General features: G+C 62.1%; 23 protein-coding genes and 1 other RNA gene. 15 read left to right on the top strand and 9 right to left on the bottom strand.

Annotated features, from left to right (window positions below; genetic code table 11):
• The first annotated feature begins 78 nt into the window (after positions 1-78).
• Complete coding sequence (locus ACXYL9_RS05280) at positions 79-1,410, top strand: hypothetical protein (protein WP_459038537.1); 1,332 nt, start codon at positions 79-81, stop codon at positions 1,408-1,410.
• 149 nt (positions 1,411-1,559) lie between these two features.
• Here the strand turns inward: ACXYL9_RS05280 and ndk are convergent, their stop codons facing one another.
• The 5 genes from ndk to ACXYL9_RS05255 form a co-directional block, all read right to left on the bottom strand.
• A complete protein-coding gene (gene ndk / locus ACXYL9_RS05275) occupies positions 1,560-1,982 on the bottom strand; it encodes a nucleoside-diphosphate kinase (RefSeq protein WP_459038536.1) in 423 nt (140 codons plus the stop codon).
• A gap of 118 nt (positions 1,983-2,100) precedes the next feature.
• On the bottom strand, positions 2,101-2,607 hold the full coding sequence (locus ACXYL9_RS05270; RefSeq protein ID WP_459038535.1) for a hypothetical protein: 507 nt from the start codon (positions 2,605-2,607) through the stop codon (positions 2,101-2,103).
• Positions 2,608-2,666: 59 nt separating this feature from the next.
• On the bottom strand, positions 2,667-3,101 hold the full coding sequence (locus ACXYL9_RS05265) for a DNA polymerase III subunit chi (protein ID WP_459038534.1): 435 nt from the start codon (positions 3,099-3,101) through the stop codon (positions 2,667-2,669).
• Positions 3,098-3,259, bottom strand: a complete 162-nt coding sequence (locus tag ACXYL9_RS05260) for a DUF2256 domain-containing protein (protein WP_459038533.1) — start codon at positions 3,257-3,259, stop codon at positions 3,098-3,100. Before ACXYL9_RS05260 ends, ACXYL9_RS05265 begins: the two co-directional genes overlap by 4 nt.
• 19 nt (positions 3,260-3,278) lie before the next feature.
• Positions 3,279-4,739, bottom strand: a complete 1,461-nt coding sequence (locus tag ACXYL9_RS05255; RefSeq protein WP_459038532.1) for a leucyl aminopeptidase — start codon at positions 4,737-4,739, stop codon at positions 3,279-3,281.
• A 110-nt stretch (positions 4,740-4,849) separates the two neighbouring features.
• Between ACXYL9_RS05255 and ACXYL9_RS05250 the strand changes: the two genes are divergently transcribed.
• The 7 genes from ACXYL9_RS05250 to ACXYL9_RS05220 all read left to right on the top strand — a co-directional run bounded on the left by ACXYL9_RS05250 (position 4,850) and on the right by ACXYL9_RS05220 (position 12,054).
• The gene (locus tag ACXYL9_RS05250; protein ID WP_459038531.1) at positions 4,850-7,165 is read left to right on the top strand and encodes an LPS-assembly protein LptD; all 2,316 of its coding nucleotides are present in this window, start codon (positions 4,850-4,852) and stop codon (positions 7,163-7,165) included.
• 161 nt (positions 7,166-7,326) lie between these two features.
• A complete protein-coding gene (locus tag ACXYL9_RS05245) occupies positions 7,327-8,715 on the top strand; it encodes a peptidylprolyl isomerase (RefSeq protein WP_459038530.1) in 1,389 nt (462 codons plus the stop codon).
• Entirely contained in the window at positions 8,712-9,716 is a 1,005-nt protein-coding gene (pdxA, locus tag ACXYL9_RS05240; protein ID WP_459038529.1) for a 4-hydroxythreonine-4-phosphate dehydrogenase PdxA, read from the top strand. Before ACXYL9_RS05245 ends, pdxA begins: the two co-directional genes overlap by 4 nt.
• Positions 9,709-10,530 (top strand): 16S rRNA (adenine(1518)-N(6)/adenine(1519)-N(6))-dimethyltransferase RsmA, encoded by an 822-nt coding sequence (rsmA, locus tag ACXYL9_RS05235; RefSeq protein ID WP_459038528.1) that lies wholly within the window; start codon positions 9,709-9,711, stop codon positions 10,528-10,530. The genes pdxA and rsmA overlap by 8 nt, the downstream gene beginning before the upstream one ends.
• 38 nt (positions 10,531-10,568) lie before the next feature.
• On the top strand, positions 10,569-10,898 hold the full coding sequence (locus ACXYL9_RS05230) for a hypothetical protein (RefSeq protein ID WP_459038527.1): 330 nt from the start codon (positions 10,569-10,571) through the stop codon (positions 10,896-10,898).
• A gap of 2 nt (positions 10,899-10,900) precedes the next feature.
• Positions 10,901-11,581, top strand: coding sequence for a hypothetical protein (locus ACXYL9_RS05225; RefSeq protein WP_459038526.1), 681 nt, complete (start codon positions 10,901-10,903; stop codon positions 11,579-11,581).
• A 71-nt stretch (positions 11,582-11,652) separates the two neighbouring features.
• The gene (locus tag ACXYL9_RS05220) at positions 11,653-12,054 is read left to right on the top strand and encodes a hypothetical protein (protein ID WP_459038525.1); all 402 of its coding nucleotides are present in this window, start codon (positions 11,653-11,655) and stop codon (positions 12,052-12,054) included.
• 82 nt (positions 12,055-12,136) lie between these two features.
• Here ACXYL9_RS05220 and ACXYL9_RS05215 read toward each other — a convergent pair whose 3' ends face one another.
• Complete coding sequence (locus ACXYL9_RS05215) at positions 12,137-14,248, bottom strand: malate synthase G (protein ID WP_459038524.1); 2,112 nt, start codon at positions 14,246-14,248, stop codon at positions 12,137-12,139.
• 152 nt (positions 14,249-14,400) lie between these two features.
• Between ACXYL9_RS05215 and ACXYL9_RS05210 the strand changes: the two genes are divergently transcribed.
• The 4 genes from ACXYL9_RS05210 to ACXYL9_RS05195 all read left to right on the top strand — a co-directional run bounded on the left by ACXYL9_RS05210 (position 14,401) and on the right by ACXYL9_RS05195 (position 18,249).
• The gene (locus ACXYL9_RS05210) at positions 14,401-15,600 is read left to right on the top strand and encodes a hydrolase (RefSeq protein WP_459038523.1); all 1,200 of its coding nucleotides are present in this window, start codon (positions 14,401-14,403) and stop codon (positions 15,598-15,600) included.
• A complete protein-coding gene (locus ACXYL9_RS05205; protein ID WP_459038522.1) occupies positions 15,597-16,613 on the top strand; it encodes an arginine N-succinyltransferase in 1,017 nt (338 codons plus the stop codon). The genes ACXYL9_RS05210 and ACXYL9_RS05205 overlap by 4 nt, the downstream gene beginning before the upstream one ends.
• Entirely contained in the window at positions 16,610-17,881 is a 1,272-nt protein-coding gene (locus ACXYL9_RS05200) for an N-succinylarginine dihydrolase (protein WP_459038521.1), read from the top strand. The genes ACXYL9_RS05205 and ACXYL9_RS05200 overlap by 4 nt, the downstream gene beginning before the upstream one ends.
• A gap of 119 nt (positions 17,882-18,000) precedes the next feature.
• Entirely contained in the window at positions 18,001-18,249 is a 249-nt protein-coding gene (locus ACXYL9_RS05195) for a hypothetical protein (RefSeq protein WP_459038520.1), read from the top strand.
• A 56-nt stretch (positions 18,250-18,305) separates the two neighbouring features.
• Here the strand turns inward: ACXYL9_RS05195 and ssrA are convergent.
• From ssrA to mscL (ACXYL9_RS05180), 3 genes are all read right to left on the bottom strand, one after another.
• Positions 18,306-18,663, bottom strand: a transfer-messenger RNA (tmRNA) gene (ssrA, locus tag ACXYL9_RS05190).
• A 39-nt stretch (positions 18,664-18,702) separates the two neighbouring features.
• The gene (mscL, locus tag ACXYL9_RS05185) at positions 18,703-19,161 is read right to left on the bottom strand and encodes a large conductance mechanosensitive channel protein MscL (protein ID WP_459038519.1); all 459 of its coding nucleotides are present in this window, start codon (positions 19,159-19,161) and stop codon (positions 18,703-18,705) included.
• A gap of 53 nt (positions 19,162-19,214) precedes the next feature.
• Positions 19,215-19,697 carry a large conductance mechanosensitive channel protein MscL gene (gene mscL, locus ACXYL9_RS05180; protein ID WP_459038518.1) on the bottom strand — a complete coding sequence of 161 codons (483 nt, stop codon included), beginning with the start codon at positions 19,695-19,697 and terminating at the stop codon, positions 19,215-19,217.
• A 116-nt stretch (positions 19,698-19,813) separates the two neighbouring features.
• Here mscL (ACXYL9_RS05180) and ACXYL9_RS05175 point away from each other — a divergent pair, with 116 nt between their 5' ends.
• The 3 genes from ACXYL9_RS05175 to ACXYL9_RS05165 are packed head-to-tail and all read left to right on the top strand — an operon-like array spanning position 19,814 to position 21,918.
• On the top strand, positions 19,814-20,419 hold the full coding sequence (locus tag ACXYL9_RS05175) for a LemA family protein (protein WP_459038517.1): 606 nt from the start codon (positions 19,814-19,816) through the stop codon (positions 20,417-20,419).
• A gap of 8 nt (positions 20,420-20,427) precedes the next feature.
• Positions 20,428-21,240 carry a TPM domain-containing protein gene (locus tag ACXYL9_RS05170; protein WP_459038516.1) on the top strand — a complete coding sequence of 271 codons (813 nt, stop codon included), beginning with the start codon at positions 20,428-20,430 and terminating at the stop codon, positions 21,238-21,240.
• 3 nt (positions 21,241-21,243) lie between these two features.
• On the top strand, positions 21,244-21,918 hold the full coding sequence (locus tag ACXYL9_RS05165) for a TPM domain-containing protein (RefSeq protein WP_459038515.1): 675 nt from the start codon (positions 21,244-21,246) through the stop codon (positions 21,916-21,918).
• The last annotated feature ends 7 nt before the right edge of the window (positions 21,919-21,925 follow it).

Below are 21,925 nucleotides of genomic sequence, written 5' to 3'. Positions count from 1 at the left end.
TCTGCTAACGACCCGTTTGCCGACGTTCCGCACCGGCGCATATTGCATGCCACAAAGGCCGTCGCTAATCTGCTCAATATGACAGCTCGTGAGCGAGGGAGATCAACGTTACCGGTGTGGAGCTTTCTGCGGCTCCTGGGCGTTCTTTTACTGGTGACCAGCTTTTTTGGAGGCCCCTTGCGCGCGGATAGCTGGGGGCTTCCAACCGTAGTAACCTACACGTCGTCTGAAGGTAATGCCCGCGCGATTATCACGCCACGTGACCTGGATAGCCAAATGGCTTATTTCGAGGACAAGGTGGAGGGCGTCGAACCAGCGGGCCAAAAGCAATCGGGCTCAAACGCTGCCAATGCTACGCTGGAACGCAAGCTAAGTGGGCGTTGGGCAGTGGCTTGGAAGGCACCATTGGCGAATGATGTCGCACCGGTCGAGGCAATTGTTCGGGACGACGGAGCCTATCTCGTTACGTTCGACGACTGGCATGGCGTCGGGCATGGACCAAATGTCGTGGCGATCTACGGTTCAAAGGGCGAGCGTATAGCTAGGCTCGCTCTCGATGATATAGTTCCGGCCGATTACATTGAGGCATTGCCCCATTCCGTTAGTTCCATACGTTGGCGCGGCGATCCGCGCTTCTCTCAAGATGGCCGGCATGTGGTAATACCTGTGATCGTTCCATCGGAAGACTTTTCGTCTTCACCTAGGACCGTCGATTTTGCGATCCGCCTCGCTGATGGCTCGGTATCACCTCTCAATTCTGCTGCCTGGAAAAAAGCGGCTGACGTCGCCGGTTCTGTTCGTGCCGCCCGAATTGCTGAGGCTCGCGCCGCCAGGGAAGTCTTTCTCGCTCCATTGTTGGGGCCCAGAGAGAACACCGAACGGCATTGGCATATTTATCTGCGCGAGGCGGTCGCCCGCCTAATCGGCGATGACGTGACGCCATCCACGACCGTCCTGCGGTCCCCGAACGAGCCTGATTATGCAGAGTCAGAAACTTGGGTTCGGGACGACTTGGCCGAACCACTTAGCGGCGTGGTCGCCTTGGCCACGCTTTCGGAGCCAAACTTGGCAAGGACGATAGCAAAGATCGCGCCGACAATTTCTCGGGGTTCTCTGTCGCAAACTACCATCTTCGTTGCGGTGACTGATCGATATTGGCCAGACATAGTGGCTGCGATGCAACCGACTGGCGCAAAGATGGTCCAACTGAACCCTAACATTCCTCTGGAACAGCGGCAGGAGCGTATCGAGCGACGCTACGGTTCGAAAGCGTCGGCCCCCATGCGGCTTGACCAAGCGGTCTTTGGCCACGCGTTCTGGGAGACGAAGGTCACTCTCGTCGCTGGGCTGCTGTGCATCTGTCTCGCGCTTTTATGGAAGGTTCGGCATAGATCCCGACGAGCTTCCTAACCAATGTCAGCTTTCCACCCACCTGACGACGCTTTCACCGGGCACTGGGTATGCCAAGAGCTGACGGGCAGCCCACGGACCGTCTCCAGACAAAGAAAAACCCGCCGGATCGCTCAGGCGGGTTTTTCTGACTTGCAGGTCGGCGCTGCTTAGCCGACGATTTCGTCTTCGTTGAAGAAGAAGTCGATCTCGATCCTGGCGTTCTCTTCGCTGTCCGAACCGTGGACGGTGTTGGCTTCGATCGATTCGGCGTGGGCCTTGCGGATCGTGCCTTCGGCTGCGTCGGCCGGATTGGTGGCGCCCATGATGTCACGATTTCGCTTTACGGCGTCTTCACCTTCAAGGACCTGGACGACAACCGGGCCGCTGATCATGAAATCGACCAGTTCACCGAAGAAGGGCCGTTCCTTGTGGACCGCGTAGAAGCCTTCGGCCTGTTCGCGGGTCATGTGGATGCGCTTGGAAGCGACAACGCGCAGACCGGCGTCTTCCAGCATCTTGGTGACCGCGCCAGTCAGGTTGCGGCGGGTAGCGTCGGGCTTGATGATCGAAAAGGTGCGGGTAACCGCCATGGGTGTATCCTTCGTGCAAGATTTGGGGGGCAATAGAGTTGCGCGCGCCCTTAGCGGCACCCGGCGCACCCGGCAAGCCGCCAGTTATCTCGCACCCTCGGGGCGGACACCCCGCCGACTAGCCACCCAGGTTGCTTGCGACCATCAATTGCGCCTGCGCCTTGCCGGATTCGGTATCGGTGGTGACGTTGAGCGAAAATTGCCGGCCATCCCTGGAAGTTCCAGCGATAATCCGGCCCTTGTCGACGGTCATTTCCATCTTGATCTCGAGGCCAGCCTTTTGCGCCTGACTGCGGTAATGGGCGATCAGGTCATCAACTGAATCATCGCTTTCCATCGTGACCATGGTGCCCTTGCCTTCGACACCGTCAATATTGGTGGCCGAGATGACTTCGGCACCGGGATAGATTGACCACCCGGCGGGCAGGTCCGCCTTCACATTGGCGCCGCTACGAAAACTCGCGGTTCCCTCGTCAGTGGTGATCTTGGCAGAACTCTCGCCCGTGGCTGGATCGATTGAATAGACTCCATCGCCGCCGTCTTCGGTTTCGAAGGTACCGGATCTTTCCGAACCGCAAGCTGACAGTGCCAGGACCGCGGCGGCTAGCGCCAGTCGCTGTTGCATGGTGTTCCTCCCCATTTGCACCTCCATCATTCGCTCCCTGGGAGCGAAGCGCAAGGGGGTCAGGCGATGCGGGTCCACTTGCCGGCGTCCTGGCGGAAGAACGAACGTTCGAGCCCTTCCGTCCCGTCAAGCGTCCGCCAGACGCCGCGGGCCGCCTCCAGCGTGGCTTCGTCGAACAGCAGGAAGGCCCGCGCAAACCCTTGCGGCTCCTGCCACTTTCCATCGGCGAAGATCACATGGGTGGCCCCGTTCGCTCCCTCGCAGCGGTCGGACAGCAGAATCGGCTGGCGTGCAGCGTGGGGGTCATCGGCATTGCCATTGGCTAGGAACTTCCCCGCATCGGCATCCCACAATGCCTTGGAAATGGCCTTTCGCTGAGCCTCGTCGGCCGATACCACTAGCAGGCGTTCGCCCTCATCGAGCACGCGCGCGGCGATCATCGGCACAACTTTTTCGGCCGGATCGCGCGACAATTGCCAGAAATCGACCTTCATCCCGCGTCACCCGCCCCCGGTTCACCAGCTTTTGTGCGACGGCATCGATCGGAACAGTATTTCACGCTGTCCCAGTCCCGTTCCCACTTCTTGCGCCAGGCGAAGGGCAGACCGCAAGACGCGCAGATTTTCTGCGGCAGGTCGCCCTTCTTGCGCATCTTCCCCAAAAACGATGCCCTAACCCTCGAGGACGTCGCGTACGTAGCGGTCGATAATGCGCACGCCGTAGCCGGTTGCGCCCTTGCCCCAGGTCTGGCCCGGCTTCTCGTCGAACACCATCCCGGCGATGTCGCAATGTGCCCACGGACGGTCCTTGTCGATAAACCGCTGCAGGAACTGTGCCGCCGTGATCGAGCCGGCTCCGCGCCCGCCGATATTCTTCATATCCGCAATGGGGCTGTCGATCAGCTTGTCATAGGCCGGGGCAAGCGGGAAACGCCACAGCTTGTCTCCGCTGGCCTGGCCAGCCGCCATGAGCGCATCGGCCAGATCATCGTCATTGGCAAAGATGCCGCCATACTCGTTGCCCAGCGCGATGATCATGGCCCCGGTCAGTGTGGCAAAATCGACCACCGCGACGGGATCGAACTCCTTTTGCGTCCAGGTCAGCGCATCGCATAGCACCAGCCGTCCCTCGGCATCGGTATTGAGCACTTCAATGGTCTGGCCCGACATCGAGGTGACGATATCGCCCGGGCGCTGGGCACGGCCATCGGGCATGTTCTCGACCAGCCCGCAGATGCCGACCACATTGGCCTTGGCCCCGCGCTTGGCCAGCGCGACCATACCGCCGGCCACCGCCGCCGCGCCGCCCATGTCCCATTTCATGTCCCACATGCCCGGACCCGGCTTGATCGAGATACCACCGGTATCAAAGGTCACGCCCTTGCCAACAAAGGCCATCGGGCGCTGGCCCGCCTCGCCGCCGTTCCACTTCATGCACAGCAGCCGCGATTCGCATTCGGAGCCGAGTCCGACACCGAGCAGCGCGCCCATCCCGTGCTTCTCCATCTCCGCCTCGTCCATGGCGATGATTTCGATACCGGTGCCTTCAAGCGCGGTCCGGCAGCGTTCGACGAAGGTTTCCGGATAGAGCATGTTGGCCGGCTCGGCGATCAGTTCGCGGGCAAATTCAATGCCATCGCACAGCGCAGATTCAATTTCCCACGCTGCCTCGGTGCCAACGGGCGCTCCGACGACCGTGACCGCAGAAAGCGTCTTCTTCTGATCGTCCTTCATCTTGGTGCGATAGGAATCGTGTCGCCAACTGCGCAGGCGCAGGCCAAGAAGGACCGAAGTAAGAGCCCCGGCATCAAGCCCTGAACCCGACACATCGAGGACGATAATCTTCTCGCCCGAAGTCAGGTATTTCGCCGCCAAGGCTGCCCCTGCCTTTTCCAGGTGGGTCGTGCGCTTCTCGGCATCAGCCTCACCTGCACCGGCGATCGCGACCCGCACGATCTTCTCACCGCGCGCAACAAAGCCTTCGAATACCTGCCCTACCGAGCCCTTGAATCGCGCGGCCTTGGCGCCTTCGGCAAGGACGGTTTCGAGGCCTTCAGGCATCGAACCGCGGTTGGCAATATGGGCGACAAGGCCCGCTGCTGCTGGAACGGCGTCGGCAAAGGTGATTTTCATGGATACTCCGCAAGGGGACAGATGGCCGATGCGGCCGCCATCGAAAAAACGATGCGCGGCAGCGCGTAAGTGCGATTGCGATTAGGAGTGCTTGGTGCAATAGGCAAGCCATGCTCCCGGCCCCGCTTCCCGCCCAGCACCGCACTTGTCTCTCAAGATACCGCGCCGGCGCAGGGTCGTTGGCGCTCGCGTGGCTTGTGCTGGCAAGCGCGCCTGGACTCGCGCAGGAGAGTGCCGACGCGCAGGCACCCGCGCTGATCCAGCAGGACCAAAGCGCGGACGACCCGGAAACAGGGACCATCGGCGAGAACCTGTCCGTACCCGACGAAATCGAATTCGAGGCCGACGGCGTCGCCTATGATTCGGACGCGGACATCCTGACTGCGACCGGCAATGTTGTCTTGCGTGGCGATGACCAGTCGGTCCGCGCAGATAAGGTGCAATGGGATCGCCAGGCCGGCGTGATCCGTGCCAGCGGTAATGTTCGCTTCGTCGATGCCGACGGCAACCAGATCTATGCCAGCGAGCTGGAGTTAACCGACAAGTTCGAAGCTGGCGCCATGAACGATTTGCTGCTGGCATTGCGCGAAGGTGGGCGTCTCGCGGCAGAATCGGGCGAGCGGAGCGAGGACGGCACGGTCGTGCTCAACCACGCGGCCTACAGCGGTTGTGCGGTCACGACCCCCGAAGGCTGTGACAAGAAGCCGAGCTGGCGCATCACCGCCGAGCGAGTAATCTACGATCCGGTGAAGCGGCAGGTCCGATTTCGCGACGCCTATCTCGAATTGTTCGGAGCCCGCCTGCTGCCGTTGCCGGGCCTATCGATCCGCACCGATGGCGGCGCCATATCGGGCTTTCTCATCCCCGATATCCGGATCTCCGAATCCAACGGGCTCGAGCTGTCGGGCGAGTATTATTACCGCGTGGCCGACAACAAGGACCTCACGCTGGGTGCTTTTGTCTATACCGATGCACCGCCGATGGCGTCGGCCAAGTGGCGGCACCTGACCGAGCAGGGCGCCTACCAGGTTACCGCCTACGGGACCCACTCTCGCCGCATTGCAGACTTCACCGGCATCGCCACCAGCGAGCAGGATTTTCGCGGCTACCTGTTCGCCAATGGCCGGTTCCAGTTCGACGAGCACTGGAGCCTCGACACCTCCATCCGCATCGCTAGCGATCGTACCTTTCTGCGCCGCTACGATATCAGCCGTGACGACCGCCTGCGCTCAATCGCGCAGCTGGAACGGGTCGATACCGACAGCTATCTGCAAATTGCCGGCTATGCCACCCAGACGCTGCGGTTGAACCAGGAACAGGGGCAGGTGCCGATCGCGCTGCCGGTAATCGATTATCGCCGGCGGATCGACGATCCGTGGCTGGGCGGAAAGTTCCAGTTCCAGGCCAATACAATGGCGATTACGCGCGACGTGGGTCAGGATACCCAGCGCGCCTTCGCCAGCGCACGCTGGGACTTGCGCAAGATCACCCCGATGGGCCAGGTGCTGCAACTGACCGCGCTGTCGCGCGGCGATGTCTACCACTCGGACGAGAACCTGCTGACGGACACCGCTATCTACCGTGGTAATCCGGGCTGGGAAACGCGCGGTGTAGTCTTGGCCGCTGCCGACCTGCAATGGCCGCTGGCAGGGCCCGCGCTGGGCGGATTGCAGATATTCACTCCGCGCGTGCAGGTGGTCGCCAGCCCCGAGACCAAGAACCTCGCCATTCCCAACGAGGACGCACGCGCGATCGACCTGGAAGATTCGAACCTGTTCGCGCTCAACCGCTTCCCCGGGTACGACCGGATCGAGGACGGCTTGCGCGTCACCTATGGTTTCGACTGGGAGCTGACGCGGCCAGGCTGGCGGGTCAAGACCACGCTCGGCCAGTCCTACCGGCTCGACAAGGATCCCGATGTGCTGATTGATGGTACCGGCCTGTCGGAAAGACTGTCGGACCTGGTCGGACGGACGGAGGTGCGGTTCAAGGACTTCGTATCGGTCACCCACCGATACCGGCTCGACAAGGACAATCTCGCCATTCGCCGCAACGAGTTCGATGCGACCGTCGGCAGCCGCCGGACCTACGTCGAGGTCGGCTACCTCCGGCTCGACCGCGATATCGCGCTCGGGATAGAGGACTTGCAGGACCGCGAGGAAGTGCGCGTCGCGACCCGCGTCGCCTTTGCCGATTACTGGTCATTGTTCGGCGCCGGGGTATTTAACCTGACCGACCGCAACGAGGATCCGACACTTAGTTCCGATGGCTTCCAGCCGTTGCGAACGCGGCTGGGCGTGGCCTATCAGGACGACTGTCTCGAATTCGGTTTTACCTGGCGGCGCGATTACGTCGACCAGGGCGATGCCCAGCGCGGCGACACCTTCCAGGTCTATTTCTCCTTACGCAACCTCGGGTTCCGCTGAGTTTTCACTTGCGCCAACAGCACGATTGGCTTGCGGGCCCAAACACGCTAGTTGCGCTCACTCAGCCACGGTTAAGCCATTTCCTGCCAATCGGCATAACCGAACAAGACATGCTCCGCGATGCCGTGACCCGGCGCTTGGAGTGCAAGACAGGATCGACCGTGATCACAACCACCGTTTCCAGATTTTCCGCTCGCATGGCGGCCGTTTCGGCTACCATCGGCTTGGCCGTTTCTCCGATCGCCCTGCAAGCGCAAGCCGCGCAGGAGCAAGATGGCGAGGTTGAGGCCGCGCCGGCAGCCGCTCCCAATCCCTTGGGCATTCCGGAGAACTTCTCGCTCTTCGGTGAGACCGACCCCAACGTCCGCAAGGCAACAGCCGTCGTCAACGGCACGGTAATTACCGGGACCGATGTCGATCATCGCACCAATATGGTTCTCGCCTCTGCACAAGGGCAGATCGGGGAAGCCGAATTGATCCAATTGCGGATGCGAGTGCTTCGCAATCTGATCGACGAGACCTTGCAGGTTCAGGCCGCGGCCGACCAGGAAATCACTGTCAGCGCAGCCGAAGTCGACCAGCGCTACAAGACACTGGCGGCGCAGAATTTCGGCGGCGATGTCGAAGCGATGGACGCTTATCTGGTGTCGATCGGTTCCTCCCCCGCTTCGCTCAAGCGACAGATCCAGGGTGAATATGCCTGGTCTCGCCTGATTGGACGGATGATCCGCCCGTTCATCAACGTTTCCGAAGAAGAAGCGCTCGACGTGCTCAAGCGGCTCGAGGAATCGAAGGGACAGGAAGAATTCCACATCATGGAAATCTACATGTCCGCCACTGCCGAAACGCAGGCGCAGGTTATCCAGAACGCTCGTTCCATCATGGAACAGTTGCGCCAGGGGGCCAGCTTCCCCGCCTATGCGCGGCAGTATTCGGAAAGCTCAACCGCTGCCCAGGGCGGTGACCTTGGCTACGTCCGCCCCGGCACGCTACCGCCGCAGATGGCCGAAGCGGTCCAGACCATGCAGGCTGGCCAGTTGAGCGGGCCAATCGGCATTCCCGGCGGCGTGGTCATTCTCTACCTGCGTGACAAGCGGCAGATCCTGATGGCCGACCCGCGCGAAGCTGTGCTGAGTCTGAAGCAGATCTCGCTTCAGTTCCCCAAGGGTATCAGCGAAGCCCAGGCCGCGCAGCGGTTCCAGGCTTTCCAGTCCATGGTCTCGTCGATCAAGGGCTGCGGTGACGCCGAAAGGGCGGCTGAAGCCATTGGCGCAGAAGTCGTCACCAACGACCAGATCGCCGTGCGCGACCTGCCCGAACAGCTCCAGCCTGCGATGCTGCAATTGCAGGTCGGCCAGGCGACCCAGCCGTTCGGTTCGCTCGATGAAGGCGTGCGCGTCCTGTTGCTGTGCGGCCGCGACGATCCTGAAGACGCCGGCGCGCCGACGGTGGACCAGATCATCGACGATATCGAGGCGGAACGGGTGCAAAAGCGCGCGCTTCGTTACATGCGCGACCTGCGCAACGACGCCTATATCGAGTACAATTGAGCCAGCTCCCGCTCGTCCTTTCGCTGGGTGATCCGGCCGGAATCGGGCCGGAGCTGATCATCCGCGCGTGGCATGAGCGTGAGGCGGGAGGCCTGATGCCTTTCGTGGTTGCGGGCGGCGCACAAGTTCTGGGTCAGGCCGCCGAAATGCTGGGTGTGGCGACCCGGGTGCAGGAAATCTCCGGCGCGCATCAAGCGGCAGAAGTGTTTGCCGATGCCCTGCCGGTGCTGGCGGGCGCGGATGGCGACTATCTGCCTGGCGCCCCGGATGCCATCGGGGCAGCAGTGGCATGGAGCTCCTTACAGCAAGCGACCGCGCTCGTCGTCGGCGGAGATGCCGCCGCTGTAGTGACCGCTCCGATCGCCAAGGGGCTGCTCGAACAGGTCGGCTTTGCCTATCCCGGTCAGACCGAATTTCTCGCCCATGCCTGTGACCTGCCCGAAGATGCAGCGGTCATGATGCTGGCTGGTCCCAGCCTGAGGACAGTCCCCTTGACCGTGCATTGCCCGCTGGCCGAGGTTCCAGAGCGGCTATCGACCGATCTGATCGTGGCTCGGGGCCGTGTGGTCGCTGCCGCGCTGGCGCGTGATTTTGGAATTGAACAGCCACGCCTGGCGGTAACCGGGCTCAATCCCCATGCGGGCGAAGATGGCAAGTTCGGGGACGAAGAGCAGACTATCATCGCGCCCGCCATTGCGGCCTTGCTGGCCGACGGCATAACCGCGACCGGGCCCCATCCGGCCGATGCATTGTTCAGCCCGCACAGACGCGCCGGCTTCGATGCTGCGCTGTGCATGTATCACGACCAGGCGCTGATCCCGGTCAAGGCGCTCGACTTCGACCAAGGGGTCAACGTCACCCTCGGCCTGCCGATCGTGCGGACCAGCCCCGACCATGGCACCGCATTCGACATCGCAGGCAAAGGATCTGCCCATCCCGGCGCGATGATCGCCGCCATTCGCATGGCCGGCCACTGCGCCGCGCGGCGGGCCGATGGCTGATTTACCGCCCTTGCGCGAGGTCATCGCGCGCCATGGACTCTCGGCTTCCAAGGCGTTGGGACAGAATTTTTTATTCGATGCGCAACTGCTCGACCGGATTGCCGCCCTCCCCGGCGACCTCGAGGACAAGGCGGTGCTCGAGATTGGCCCCGGTCCGGGCGGACTGACGCGCGCGCTGCTCAAGGCCGGCGCCCGCGTCACGGCAATCGAGATGGACGCACGCTGCCTGCCTGCGCTAGCCGAATTGGGGGAGGCCTATCCCGGCCGGCTTCGCGTGATCGAAGGCGACGCGATGAAGATCGATCACGCCGAATTGATGGGCGAACCCTTCGCGGTGGTCGCCAACCTGCCCTATAATGTCGGGACCGCGCTGTTCGTGCGCTGGCTCGGGGGCGAGGCATGGCCTCCAAAATGGACTTCGCTCACGCTGATGTTCCAACAAGAGGTGGCGCAGCGGATTGTCGCGCAGGCTGGCACCTCGGCTTATGGGCGGCTGGCCGTGCTGGCCCAATGGCGCGGTGCCGCGAGCCTCGCGATGAAGGTCCATCGCAGCGCCTTCACTCCGCCACCCAAGGTGATGAGCGCAATTGTCCATGTGACGCCCGAGGCCATGCCCGACGGCGTGCGCGCCAAGACGCTAGAGCAGCTGACCGAGGCGGCTTTTGGCCAACGCCGCAAGATGCTGCGGCAAAGCCTCAAGGGACTGCCCGGTGCGGTCGAGGCGCTGGCCGAGGTCGGGATCGACCCGACCCGCCGCGCCGAAACCCTCAGCGTCGAAGAGTTCGTAGCCTTGGCGCGGCTACTTTCGCGCTAGGACGGGAACCGCCGACGGCTCAGGGATTTGAAGCCGGTATGGGACTCGTCATCTTCTCACTGATCCAGGCTGCATCTTCGCTCCAGCCCTCGACAACACCCGCCGATCTGCCCTCAATCGAAATCCACGCCCAGGCGAGGATCAACTCGCTCGAGATCGAAAGCGAGGGGCCGGTGGTTGTCGAGTTCACGGGCGACGTAGCCGAAGGCACGGACCAGGAAACCCGACGCACCATACCTGCCGGAGCGAAATCCTACCGCGACCTTTCGATCCAATATCACGGGGAATTGTTTCTGGCCGATCCGCTGGCGCAGGCGTGGAGAGACGATGATGACCCCGACAACAAGACCAACGCAACAAGGGACTGATCATGAACAAGAAAGTCGCTGGCTTCACCGCCCTCCCCCTCGCCGCGCTCGCACTGGCCATTCCCGCCACCGCATCCGCGCAGGATCAGAAGCGCGCCCAATCGCGCAACCAGAGCCCGACGGTCGAGTACCTCAGTTCGACGCCTGCTGGTGAACAGCCCGACGTCCTGCTCGACATTCCCAAGCTCAATGTCGAGGAGATCACCCTCGAGGTCGACAATGTCGAGGCGCGGCTGTCGCTTGATGCGCGGGTCGCCAACCTGGTCCAATTGCGCGCGGGCGCCGACGTCTCGATCGGCAATGTCAAACTGACCATCAAGGGTGTCGAGGCGCAGGCCGCGCTGGTCGTTCGGCTCGATAACGTCCGCGCCATCGTCGAACGCACGCTCACGACGCTCGAAAAGAACCCCGAGATCATCGAAACGCTGGGCAACACGCTCGACAACACGGTCGATACCGCCGGTGGGGTGGTCAACAATACGGTCAACACGGTCAGCAACCTGACCAACTCGCTGCTGCGTCAGGGCAAGGTTCTCGACCTCGCCGGTTCGGGGCTCCAGGTGGTCAAGGAAACCGTAAACAGTGCTGGTCAGACCGTCCGCCAGGTGCGCGGCGGGGATGGCAAGCTATATGAAGTAGTGACCGACAGCGCCAACAAGATCCTGCGGTCCCGCTCGCTCTAGCCGGCGGCGGTTGCGGCCATCACAATCCCTGCTAGTTTGCGCGCGGTCGCATTGTTGAAGGGGGATAGATTATGCGTAAACTAATTTTGATGGCGGCTCCGCTTGCACTTATGGGGTGTGTCGAAGAAGCCGAGGTCGAAGAAGAAACGGTAGCTGCAGAACCGGCGGCGATGACCACCGCAAATGGAACTGCTCCGGGAACCTATACAGTTTCGAACGAGGAAGGTCCGGCAGGCAATTCTATCTTGAACGCCGACGGAACCTATCAGGATCTTGGCCCTGACGGCACAATCGTTGCCGAGGGGAGCTGGGAAGTCGTTGACGGCAAGACGTGTTTCACTCCGACCACAGAGGGAGTCGAACGCATGTGCTGGACAGAAAGCGAGCCCGATGAAAACGGGACCTTTACGGCGACTTCGGATGCTGGCGAGACTGTCACCGTCACTCCGGCAATGGCGGACGGCGAAGCCTAGTCCGAAGCGATGATCGCAAAGAATGATGGAAGGGGCGGCCAGATGGGCCGCCCTTTCTCGTTGTGGCCTTTTCCGAAAATGATCAGTCGCCCTTTTTCGCCAACCGCCAGCGATGGAGCAGTGGCTCGGTATAGCCATTGGGCTGCTCGGTCCCCTTGAAAACGAGTTCGCAGGCGGCCTGGAAGGCGAGGCTGGTCTTCCAATTGCCATCCATCGGTTCGTATGACGGGTCGCCGGCGTTCTGCTCGTCAACCTTGGCGGCCATGCGTTTGAGGCTGTCCATCACCTGGTCCCGGCTGGCGACACCGTGCAGAAGCCAGTTGGCCATGTGCTGCGAAGAAATGCGCAAGGTCGCGCGATCTTCCATCAAGCCGACATCATTGATGTCGGGCACCTTGGAGCAACCGACACCCGCATCGATCCAGCGCACGACATAGCCGAGCAGGCCCTGTGCGTTGTTGTCCAGTTCCTCGCGCACCTCGGCTTCCGACCAATTGGTGCCATCTGCCAGCGGGATCTGCAGCAGCAGGTCGAGCGAAGGGATGTCGCCCAGCCCACGCTGGATCTCGAACACGTTCTCGCGGTGATAATGCAGCGCGTGGAGCGTTGCGGCGGTTGGAGACGGCACCCAGGCGGTGTTGGCGCCGGCGCGTAAATGACCGATTTTCTGCTCCATCATTTCGGCCATGCGGTCGGGCGCAGGCCACATCCCCTTGCCGATCTGCGCCTTGCCCGCCAGCCCATGTGCAAGCCCGATGCCGACGTTGCGATCCTCATATGCCTTGAGCCAGGTCGAGCCCTTGATCTCGCCCTTGCGCATGATCGGGCCGGCCTGCATCGAAGTATGGATTTCGTCGCCGGTACGGTCGAGGAAGCCGGTGTTGATGAACACCACCCGGTCCTTCACCGCGTGGATGCAGGCCGATAGGTTGGCACTGGTGCGCCGTTCCTCGTCCATGACGCCGACCTTGATCGTGTTTCGCGGAAGCTCCAGCAAATCCTCAACCGCATCAAACAAATCATTGGTAAATCGACATTCCTGCGGCCCGTGCATCTTGGGTTTCACGATATAGATGCTGCCGCAGCGCGAATTGCCGTAGCGGCCGAACCCTTTGACGTCATGCGCGCCGATCGCACTGGTGATAACGGCGTCCATGATGCCTTCGGGTATCTCCAGCCCATCCTCCAGAAGGATCGCAGGATTGGTCATCAAGTGTCCGACGTTGCGGACAAACATCAGGCTGCGGCCCGGCAGCGATTGGTGGTTGCCATCCGGATCGACGAATAGCCTGTCAGGCTTGAGCGCGCGGGTCAGCGTGGTCCCGCCCTTGTCGAAGCTTTCTTCCAGGTCGCCGCGGATCACGCCCAGCCAGTTGCTGTAGGCCAGCAGCTTGTCCTGGGCATCAACGGCGGCGACCGAATCCTCGCAATCGGCAATTGTCGTCAGCGCTGATTCGAGAAGGACGTCGCTGATCGCAGCCGCGTCGGTTTTCCCGACCGGATGTTCAGGATCGAACTGGACTTCGATGTGCAAACCATTGTTTACAAACAACCGGCCGATTTCGGTTTGCCCGACATACTGCCTTTCATCGGCGATCGCGATACCGTCCCTGGCGATCCTTTCCCGCGTCAGGTCGGCCCAGCTTCCACTTGCCAGCGGGACCGCTTCGTCGAGGAAACAGCGTGCGGCGGCTATCACTGCCGCGCCGCGTTCTTCGTCGTAACCCCCTGGCCGGGCCGGAGGCGCGTCGAGCGCGTCGGTGCCGTAGAACGCGTCATAGAGGCTTCCCCAGCGCGCATTTGCGGCATTGAGCAGGAAACGTGCGTTGAGGATCGGCACCACCAATTGCGGCCCCGCCATCGTGGCGATTTCAGGATCGACGTTGCGTGTGCCGATCTCGAATGCCTCGGGCTCGGGCACGAGATAGCCGATTTCGGTCAGGAATGCCTTATAGGCTTGGTGGTCATGCGGTTGCCCCGCGCGCTCGCGATGCCAGCCGTCGATCCGGGCCTGCAGCATGTCGCGCTCGGCCAGCAATTCGCGATTGCGCGTGGTGAAGCTATGCGCGAGCTCTGAGAAGCCCTGCCAGAACGCGTCCGGCTCATGCCCCAGCGGGGCGAGCACCTTGGTCTCGATGAACCCGGCCAGTGCAGGGTCGACCTTCAGGCGGGCTCGGGTGGTATAGTCAGTCATCGGTCCTCACTCATTGCTCCGTACCAGCCTGCCTGGCTGGCGGGAATCATCGGCAAATTCTGTCTGGGGAGGACCAATGCGCCTATGGCGAAGTGGAGGCCCGATTGCAACGGGTTGGAAGAGGCCCATTCCGACGCTAGGAGCAGTTGCATATGAAACTTTCCGCCCCCTTTCTCGACGATATTGACCAAGCCGCCATGACCGAGCAGGCGCTTTGCTGGAGCGCGGTCAATTCGGGGACCGGCAATATGGAAGGATTGCGAAAAGTCGCCGAGATGCTGGCTGATGCCTTCGCCAGCTTGCCCGGCGATGTCGAACTGGTCGATCCGGCTCCAGTCACCGCAATTAGCGCCGATGGCGAGGAGTTTGAAAAAGCGCACGGCCAGCACCTGGTCCTGCGCGTTAGGCCCGAGGCCGAGCGACGGATTGTACTGACCGGCCACATGGATACCGTCTTCCCGGCTGATCATCCGTTCCAATCGAACAGCTGGATCGACACCGAAGTGGTCAACGGCCCCGGCACTGCCGACATGAAGGGCGGGATCGCGGTGATGTTGCACGCGCTGCTAGCCCTGGAGCGCAGCGAGAATAACCAGCGGCTGGGCTATGACGTGCTGATCAATTCGGATGAGGAAACCGGTTCGCTGTCCTCATCGGCCCTGATCGAGCAACTGGCGCGCGGTAAATATGCTGCGCTGACCTACGAACCCTCGGCCACGCCCGAGGGCACGCTGGCCCATGCCCGCGGCGGTACCGGCAATTACTCGCTGATCGTGCGCGGCCGGTCTGCCCATGCCGGGCGCAATCCGCAGGACGGACGCAACGCGCTGGTTGCGGCGGCGGCACTGGCGGTGGGGCTCAAGGGGCTCCAGACCGACGACTGTCCGGTAAACCCGGCCAAGATCGAAGGCGGCGCGGCCAACAATGTCGTGCCCGACAATGCCGTGCTGCGCTTTAACATCCGGCCCAAGGAACCGAGCGCGGGCGAGCGGTTCGAAAGCGGGCTGCAGTCTTTGATGGCCGAGGTACGACAGGCACACGAGGTCTCGGTCGACCTGCATGGCGGGGTGACCCGTCCGCCCAAGCCGGTCGACCGCCGCGCGCAGAAGCTGTTCGACCTCGTCGCCGATTGCGGCGCGCAACTGGGCCAGCACATCGACTGGCAATCAACCGGCGGCGTGTGCGACGGCAACAACATCGCGGCCTGCGGCGTGCCGGTGGTCGATACTATGGGTGTGCGCGGCGGCAAGATCCACTCACCTGACGAATTCATGATTGTGCCTAGCCTGTCCGAGCGTGCGGCCCTGTCCGCGCTCGTGCTCGATCGGCTGGCATCGGGAGAAAGCCTTTGAGTTTCCGCCTGCGCGCGGCGCGCATCGAAGATATCGAGCCGCTTTACGAGATGGCCAAGCTGACCGGCGGCGGGTTCACCAACCTTCCGGCCGATCGCGATGCGCTGGGCTCGAAACTGGCCCGCTCGACCGCCGCTTTTGCCAATACAAGCGACGAACTGGTCGACGAGCAATTCGTGTTGGTGCTTGAGAATGCCGAGACCGGTGCAGTGCGCGGCACGTGCCAGCTGATGACGCAGGTCGGCCAGCGCTGGCCGTTCTATTCCTATCGGCTCAACACGCTGACGCAATATTCCAAGGAGCTCGACCGCACGGTCCGTGCGGAGCTGCTGAGCCTGGTCACCGACCTGGAAGGATCGAGCGAAGTCGGCGGCCTGTTCCTGCATCCCAACGAGCGCGCAGGCGGGCTCGGCCTGTTGCTGGCGCGCAGCCGCTATCTTTTCATTGCCATGCACCGAAAGCGCTTTGCCGATCGCATCCTGGCCGAGCTGCGCGGCATCATCGACGAGCGCGGCGGATCGCCTTTCTGGGACGGGGTCGCCGGACGGTTCTTCGGCATGACCTTCCAGGAAGCGGACTATTTCAACGCCATCAACGGCAACCAGTTCATTGCCGACCTGATGCCCAAGCACCCGGTCTATGTCGCCATGCTGGATGACGAGGCGAAGAAGGTCATCGGCCTGCCGCACCCGACCGGCCGCGCAGCCATGCGGATGCTGGAAAAGGAAGGTTTTCGCTACGAAGGCTATGTCGACATCTTTGATGGCGGCCCGTCGATGGTCGCGCAGACCGACAGCGTGAAGGGTGTGGCCGAGGCAACGGAATGTACGGTCGCCGATATCGCACTCGACATGGGCGAACGCGCGCTGCTCGCGGCTGGCCGCTTGACCGAATTCCGCAGCTGTTACGGAGCCCGCGAACTACGCGCCGATGGCAGCATGGCGATCGATGCCCAGTCTGCCGACCTGCTGGGCGTGGGTGAAGGCGACACGGTCTGGAGCGTGCCCCGGTGAGCGCGTCCTCTCTGGTCGAGATCAATTTCGACGGTATCGTCGGCCCGTCGCACAATTACGCCGGACTGAGCCTCGGCAATATCGCCAGCGCCAGCCACAAGGGCGATGCGTCCTATCCCCGCGCCGCTGCCCTGCAGGGCCTCGCCAAGATGCGCCTCAACATGGCGCGTGGGCTGGCGCAGGGCTATCTGCTGCCGCTTCCCCGCCCCAAAGACGAGACATTGCGTCGGCTAGGGGTAGATCCGGCGGCTGAGAGCGGTGCCCAGCGAGCCTTGCTGGCTGCAGCATGGTCGGCCAGTTCGATGTGGACTGCCAATGCGGCGACAGTCAGCCCCGCCCCCGATACGGATGACGGCAAGTGCCACTTCACGCCAGCCAACCTGGTGACAATGGTGCACCGGGCGCAGGAATGGCGCGATACCAAGGCGCAGCTCGATATCGCCTTTGCCGATACTGCGCATTTTGCAGTCCACGATGCTGTCCCGCCCAGCTTCGGCGACGAGGGCGCAGCCAACCACATGCGCTTTTGCGAAGGCCATGGCAGCCCCGGGGTCGAGGTCTTCGTCTTTGGTCGCCCCGGCGGACGTTTTCCCGCGCGCCAGCACGAACAGGCCAGCCGCGCGGTTGCCCGGCTCCACGGCCTCGATCCAGCGCGCGCAGTGTTCATCGAACAAAACCCTGCCGCGATCGAAGCAGGCGCGTTTCACAACGACGTGGTCGCGGTCGCAAACGAGCGGGTTTTGTTCGCGCATGAGGAAGCCTTCGCCGATCAACAGGGAGCTTATGAGGCGATCCGCGCAGCCTTCCCTGCACTCGAAGTGGTCGAAGTGCCGTCGAATGCGGTCAGCCTGGCCGAGGCGATCAAGACCTATCTCTTCAACGCCCAGCTACTGACGCTGCCCGACGGCAGCATGGCGCTGGTGGTGCCGGAAGAATGCCGCGAAAGCGCGAGCGTATGGGCCTGGGTCGAAGGGATGCTGGCTGGCAACGGACCGATCCGCCATGTCCTGCCCGTCGACGTACGGCAGTCGATGGCCAATGGCGGCGGCCCTGCCTGCCTGCGCTTGCGCGTCGTCGCGGACCCGGCGACGGTCGATGCGAGGTTCCTTCTGAGCGAGAAGCGGGCGGAAGAAATCGAGCGGATCATCGCCAGCACCTGGCCCGAACAGATAGACCCGTCCGATATCGGCACAGCATCTCTCGCCAAGACGGTCCGCACCGCCCGTGAACGGCTGCTCGACAGGCTAGACCTCACCCAACTGGGTTAACGCACTTGCCGGTTCGTCGGCAGTGCTTACAATCGGTCCTTCGTTAACCACTGTATGTCGCGGCCGTGTGTCATTGGCATGGTGCTTGCACCGCAGGGCGTTAAGCAAATCGAGGGAATATGTTGCGCAAGATCGGCCGCCTGTTTGTCATCAAGAACCGCTTCGAGGCGTTCCTGATCATCTTTGCGCTGGCCCTTGGTGCGATGGAACGCGGCAGCCACTATCTCGAGACGATGCCCGGCTGGTTCGGGTGGACCCTGTTCTGGGCTTGCGGCGGCGCGGTGATCCTGGCGGGCGCCAAGATCCTCGACGCACTCAAATACGAGCGCGAGCGAGCTGATCGGAAAGATAATTCAATCAGCGCCTGAGGCTGCAACTGTCGGGAAAGGTGGGGGATTCTGTTGCTAGGCTCCCCCGGGCCCCCGGTTTCCGATTCTGTTACCCGGTTCGGTCCGAACCGTGCTCTTGGCTTAGTAAATTCAGGCCGTTAAGCCGTCACATTACGCTGCGAGAGCAAGTGCTTCATTATCATTGGCACTTGTGGGTTTTGAGCCTTTAACGGGTTACTCAGCCCGGATGAAAACACTGCCTTTCAACGCACGTCGATCCTAGTTCGGCCCCATCAGAAAATGCCGGGAAACCCTTGTTTCCGGGCGCCTTTTGGTGGAGCCGCCGGGTACTGCCCCCGGGTCCGTTGCGCCTAGTACACAGCGCAGTTTATCATCATAGCCCGCCGAAGCGAACAATGCCGATATAGGCGATTCCACATTAATGTGAAGTGGATGGGAGGCACGATCTTTCGCGCCCCCCACCAATCGGCCTCAGCCCATCGGGCCGTTTCGCGGCGCGCCGGGTGCCCCGCTCTTCAGTGCATCGCGGATTTCCACCAACAGTTCGGTCTCGGTCGGGCCGGCGGGCGCTTCCTCGGCGGCAGGCTTCTCGAAACGCGCTTTCATCTTGTTGGTGTAACGCACCAGCATGAAGATGACGAAGGCGAGGATCAGGAAATTGATCACCGCCGTGACGAACGCTCCCCAGGCCAGCACATTGGCACCCGCGGCGCGCGCTGCTTCCAGGCTCATGCCCGCTTCGACATCGCCGGACAGCACGATAAACTTGTTGCTGAAATCGACATTACCGAATATCGCGCCGACCACCGGCATGATCAGGTCGGATGTCATCGAGGCGACGATGACGGCAAATGCGCCAGCGATAATCACCGCGACCGCCAGTTCCATCACGTTACCCTTGGCGATAAATTCCTTGAACTCTGTCAGCATGTTTCCCTCCCCGGATAAACGCGGGCAACACTGACAGTATCGAGTCCCCCGCGCTAGGGCGTGGCCGGGGTTTTGCCCGAGCGCATTTCGGCGAGGATTTTCTTGAGCACGTCGAGTTGCGGGTCTGTAGGGATATCGTCCTGCTTGGCGCTGTCCTCTGATGCCCCCTGCTTTTCCTGCATTTCATCCAGTACGCGGTTGACGGTCTTGAGCAGCATGAACAGCGCTGCGGCTATGACCAGGAAATTGACGAGCTGGGTCAGGAAATCGCCATAACCGATCATTGCCACACCCGCCTCCTTCAGCTCGGTGTAATTGGTCAATGATCCGCCATAGCCTTCCGGAATAGAGCCCAGGCGGAGGAAATAGTTGGAAAAATCGATATCGCCGAACAGCCAGCCGATGAAAGGCATGATGATGCTTTCCGTCAGCGAGGTCACGATCTTGCCGAACGCGGCGCCGATGACGACGCCCATGGCAAGGTCGAGGACATTGCCGCGCGCGATGAACTTGCGAAATTCGGCGAAGATATTCATGGGTTCCTCCGTGGTCGTTATTGAGGCAGAACACGCTGCAACCGCACCCGGTTCCGCTTGAACCGGCGCCGAACTGTCCTATATGGGCAACACAGTCTACTTCCGGGGAGAATTCGATGAACCTTCGCATGCTTGTCCGCTCGGCCCTGATCGGCCTGGGCGCCCTCTCGCTTGCTGCCTGCGGGATCAATTCCGTGCCGGCCGCAGAAGAAAACGCCAAGGCCAAGTGGGCCGATGTCGAGGCACAGTTCCAGCGCCGCGCCAACCTCATTCCCAATCTCGTCGAGATCGCCAAGGGCGCAGCCGAAAACGAACGCTCCATCCTGACCGAAGTGACCGAGGCCCGCGCCCGTGCGACCGCGATCAATGTTACCGCCGACGATCTGGATGATCCGGCCAAGATGGAACAGTTCGCCGCGGCGCAGGGCCAGCTGAGCCAGGGGCTCGGCCGCCTTCTCGCCAGCTTCGAGGCTTATCCGGAGATCAAGTCGAACCAGAACTTCCTCGCGCTGCAAAGCCAGTTCGAAGGGACCGAGAACCGCATCGCCGTCTCCATCCGCGACTACAACGAGGCGGTGCGCCAATATAACACCACCATTCGTACTTTCCCTGACACCATCGGTGCCAACATCATCCACGGTGCCTCACCCCTGATGCCCTACTCGGCGGTAACAGAAGGCGCAGAAGTCTCTCCGACGATTGACATGACTTCTGGCAATTGAGCCTGGCGATGCCCTTAGCGCGCCAGTTGGCTCTGGTCTCCGTGGCCCTGCTGACGCTGGTCGCTTCCCCGCTCGCGGCGCAGGAATTTCCTGCGCTCAGCGGGCGGGTTGTCGACCAGGCGGACATCATCCCCGACGCGACCGAGGCCGAGCTCACCCAGAAGCTCGCCGCGCTCGAGCAACAATCGCAGCGGCAGTTGGTGGTCGTCACCGTCCCCGATCTCGACGGTTACGACATCTCCGATTACGGCTACCGGCTGGGGCGCGAATGGGGCATCGGCGATGCCGAGCGCAATGACGGCGCGCTGCTGATTGTCGCGCCGACTGAACGCAAGGTGCGGATCGAAGTCGGTTACGGCCTCGAAGGCTATCTCACCGATGCGCTTTCTTCCCTCATCATCAACAACCAGATCGTGCCGCGTTTTCGCGATGGCGATATGTCCGGCGGAATTGTTGCTGGCGCCGATGCCATTATCCAGCAATTACAACTGCCCGAAGACGAGGCCCGCGCCATCGCAGCCGAAGCCGCACAATCACGCGAGCGTGAAGGCGGCTTCCCTATCGGCGGACTGATCTGGGCCGGATTCCTGTTCTTCTTCTTCATCGTACCGATGCTTTCCGGGCGCGGGCGGCGGAGGCGCTATCGCCGCGGCGGCATGGGCGGCGTGGTCGGCGACATCATCCTTTGGGAAGCGGGCAAGGCTATTACCCGTGGCGTTTCCGGTGGTGACTGGGGCGGCGGAGGCGGCTTTGGAGGCGGCGGTGGATTCGGCGGTGGTGGTGGTTCATTCGGGGGCGGCGGCGCCTCCGGGGGATGGTAGACAATGGCCTATCTCAATGCTGACCAGCATAAAATCGTATCCGACGCGGTAGGCGCGGCAGAGCACAACACCTCGGGCGAGATCGTGACCGTTTTGGCCGATCGCTCGGACGAATACACCGATGTCGTCCAACTCTATTCGATCGCCATCGCCTTTACCGTGATGAGCCTGTTCGCGCTGTTCCCGCAGCCGGTTCTGGGCTTTTGGGACAGCTTGATCGGCGGCTGGACGCATGAATGGACGGCCGGCGAAATCGCCACCATGACCATTGCGATCGGCTTGCTCGCCTTCGGCCTGAGCTGGCTGGCCTTTGCGTGGCAGAAATTGCGCTTCGCCTCGGTCCCCGGACCACTCAAGAGCGCGCGGGTCCATGCCCAAGCGGTCAAGCATTTCAAGGTCGGCGCCGAACGAAGGACCCATGGCCGCACTGGTGTCCTGATCTACCTCTCGATGTGCGAACACCGCGCCGAGATCGTTGCCGACGAGCCGATTGCAGAACTGGTCAGCGCCGATGTCTGGGGCGATGCGATGGCCGATATGCTGGAAGAAATCCGCGAGGGCTGCATCGCCGAAGGGCTCGCTGCCGGGGTGCGTGATGTTGGCGGGATATTGAGCAAGCACTTCCCCCGCTCGGGCGATGATGAAAACGAGTTGCCGGACCGGCTGATCGAAGTCTAGGCAACAG

It is taken from the genome of Qipengyuania sp. CAU 1752 (genome assembly GCF_054482615.1).
This window is presented reverse-complemented; position numbering and strand designations above follow the sequence as displayed.

Bases quoted from the DNA above. Each gene is read 5' to 3' on its own strand.
- ACXYL9_RS05280 (WP_459038537.1), top strand. From the start codon at position 79: ATGACAGCTCGTGAGCGAGGGAGATCAACGTTACCGGTGTGGAGCTTT.
- ndk (WP_459038536.1), bottom strand. From the start codon at position 1,982: ATGGCGGTTACCCGCACCTTTTCGATCATCAAGCCCGACGCTACCCGC.
- ACXYL9_RS05270 (WP_459038535.1), bottom strand. From the start codon at position 2,607: ATGCAACAGCGACTGGCGCTAGCCGCCGCGGTCCTGGCACTGTCAGCT.
- ACXYL9_RS05265 (WP_459038534.1), bottom strand. From the start codon at position 3,101: ATGAAGGTCGATTTCTGGCAATTGTCGCGCGATCCGGCCGAAAAAGTT.
- ACXYL9_RS05260 (WP_459038533.1), bottom strand. From the start codon at position 3,259: ATGCGCAAGAAGGGCGACCTGCCGCAGAAAATCTGCGCGTCTTGCGGT.
- ACXYL9_RS05255 (WP_459038532.1), bottom strand. From the start codon at position 4,739: ATGAAAATCACCTTTGCCGACGCCGTTCCAGCAGCAGCGGGCCTTGTC.
- ACXYL9_RS05250 (WP_459038531.1), top strand. From the start codon at position 4,850: ATGCTCCCGGCCCCGCTTCCCGCCCAGCACCGCACTTGTCTCTCAAGA.
- rsmA (WP_459038528.1), top strand. From the start codon at position 9,709: ATGGCTGATTTACCGCCCTTGCGCGAGGTCATCGCGCGCCATGGACTC.
- ACXYL9_RS05230 (WP_459038527.1), top strand. From the start codon at position 10,569: ATGGGACTCGTCATCTTCTCACTGATCCAGGCTGCATCTTCGCTCCAG.
- ACXYL9_RS05225 (WP_459038526.1), top strand. From the start codon at position 10,901: ATGAACAAGAAAGTCGCTGGCTTCACCGCCCTCCCCCTCGCCGCGCTC.
- ACXYL9_RS05220 (WP_459038525.1), top strand. From the start codon at position 11,653: ATGCGTAAACTAATTTTGATGGCGGCTCCGCTTGCACTTATGGGGTGT.
- ACXYL9_RS05215 (WP_459038524.1), bottom strand. From the start codon at position 14,248: ATGACTGACTATACCACCCGAGCCCGCCTGAAGGTCGACCCTGCACTG.
- ACXYL9_RS05210 (WP_459038523.1), top strand. From the start codon at position 14,401: ATGAAACTTTCCGCCCCCTTTCTCGACGATATTGACCAAGCCGCCATG.
- ACXYL9_RS05195 (WP_459038520.1), top strand. From the start codon at position 18,001: ATGTTGCGCAAGATCGGCCGCCTGTTTGTCATCAAGAACCGCTTCGAG.
- mscL (WP_459038519.1), bottom strand. From the start codon at position 19,161: ATGCTGACAGAGTTCAAGGAATTTATCGCCAAGGGTAACGTGATGGAA.
- mscL (WP_459038518.1), bottom strand. From the start codon at position 19,697: ATGAATATCTTCGCCGAATTTCGCAAGTTCATCGCGCGCGGCAATGTC.
- ACXYL9_RS05175 (WP_459038517.1), top strand. From the start codon at position 19,814: ATGAACCTTCGCATGCTTGTCCGCTCGGCCCTGATCGGCCTGGGCGCC.
- ACXYL9_RS05170 (WP_459038516.1), top strand. From the start codon at position 20,428: ATGCCCTTAGCGCGCCAGTTGGCTCTGGTCTCCGTGGCCCTGCTGACG.
- ACXYL9_RS05165 (WP_459038515.1), top strand. From the start codon at position 21,244: ATGGCCTATCTCAATGCTGACCAGCATAAAATCGTATCCGACGCGGTA.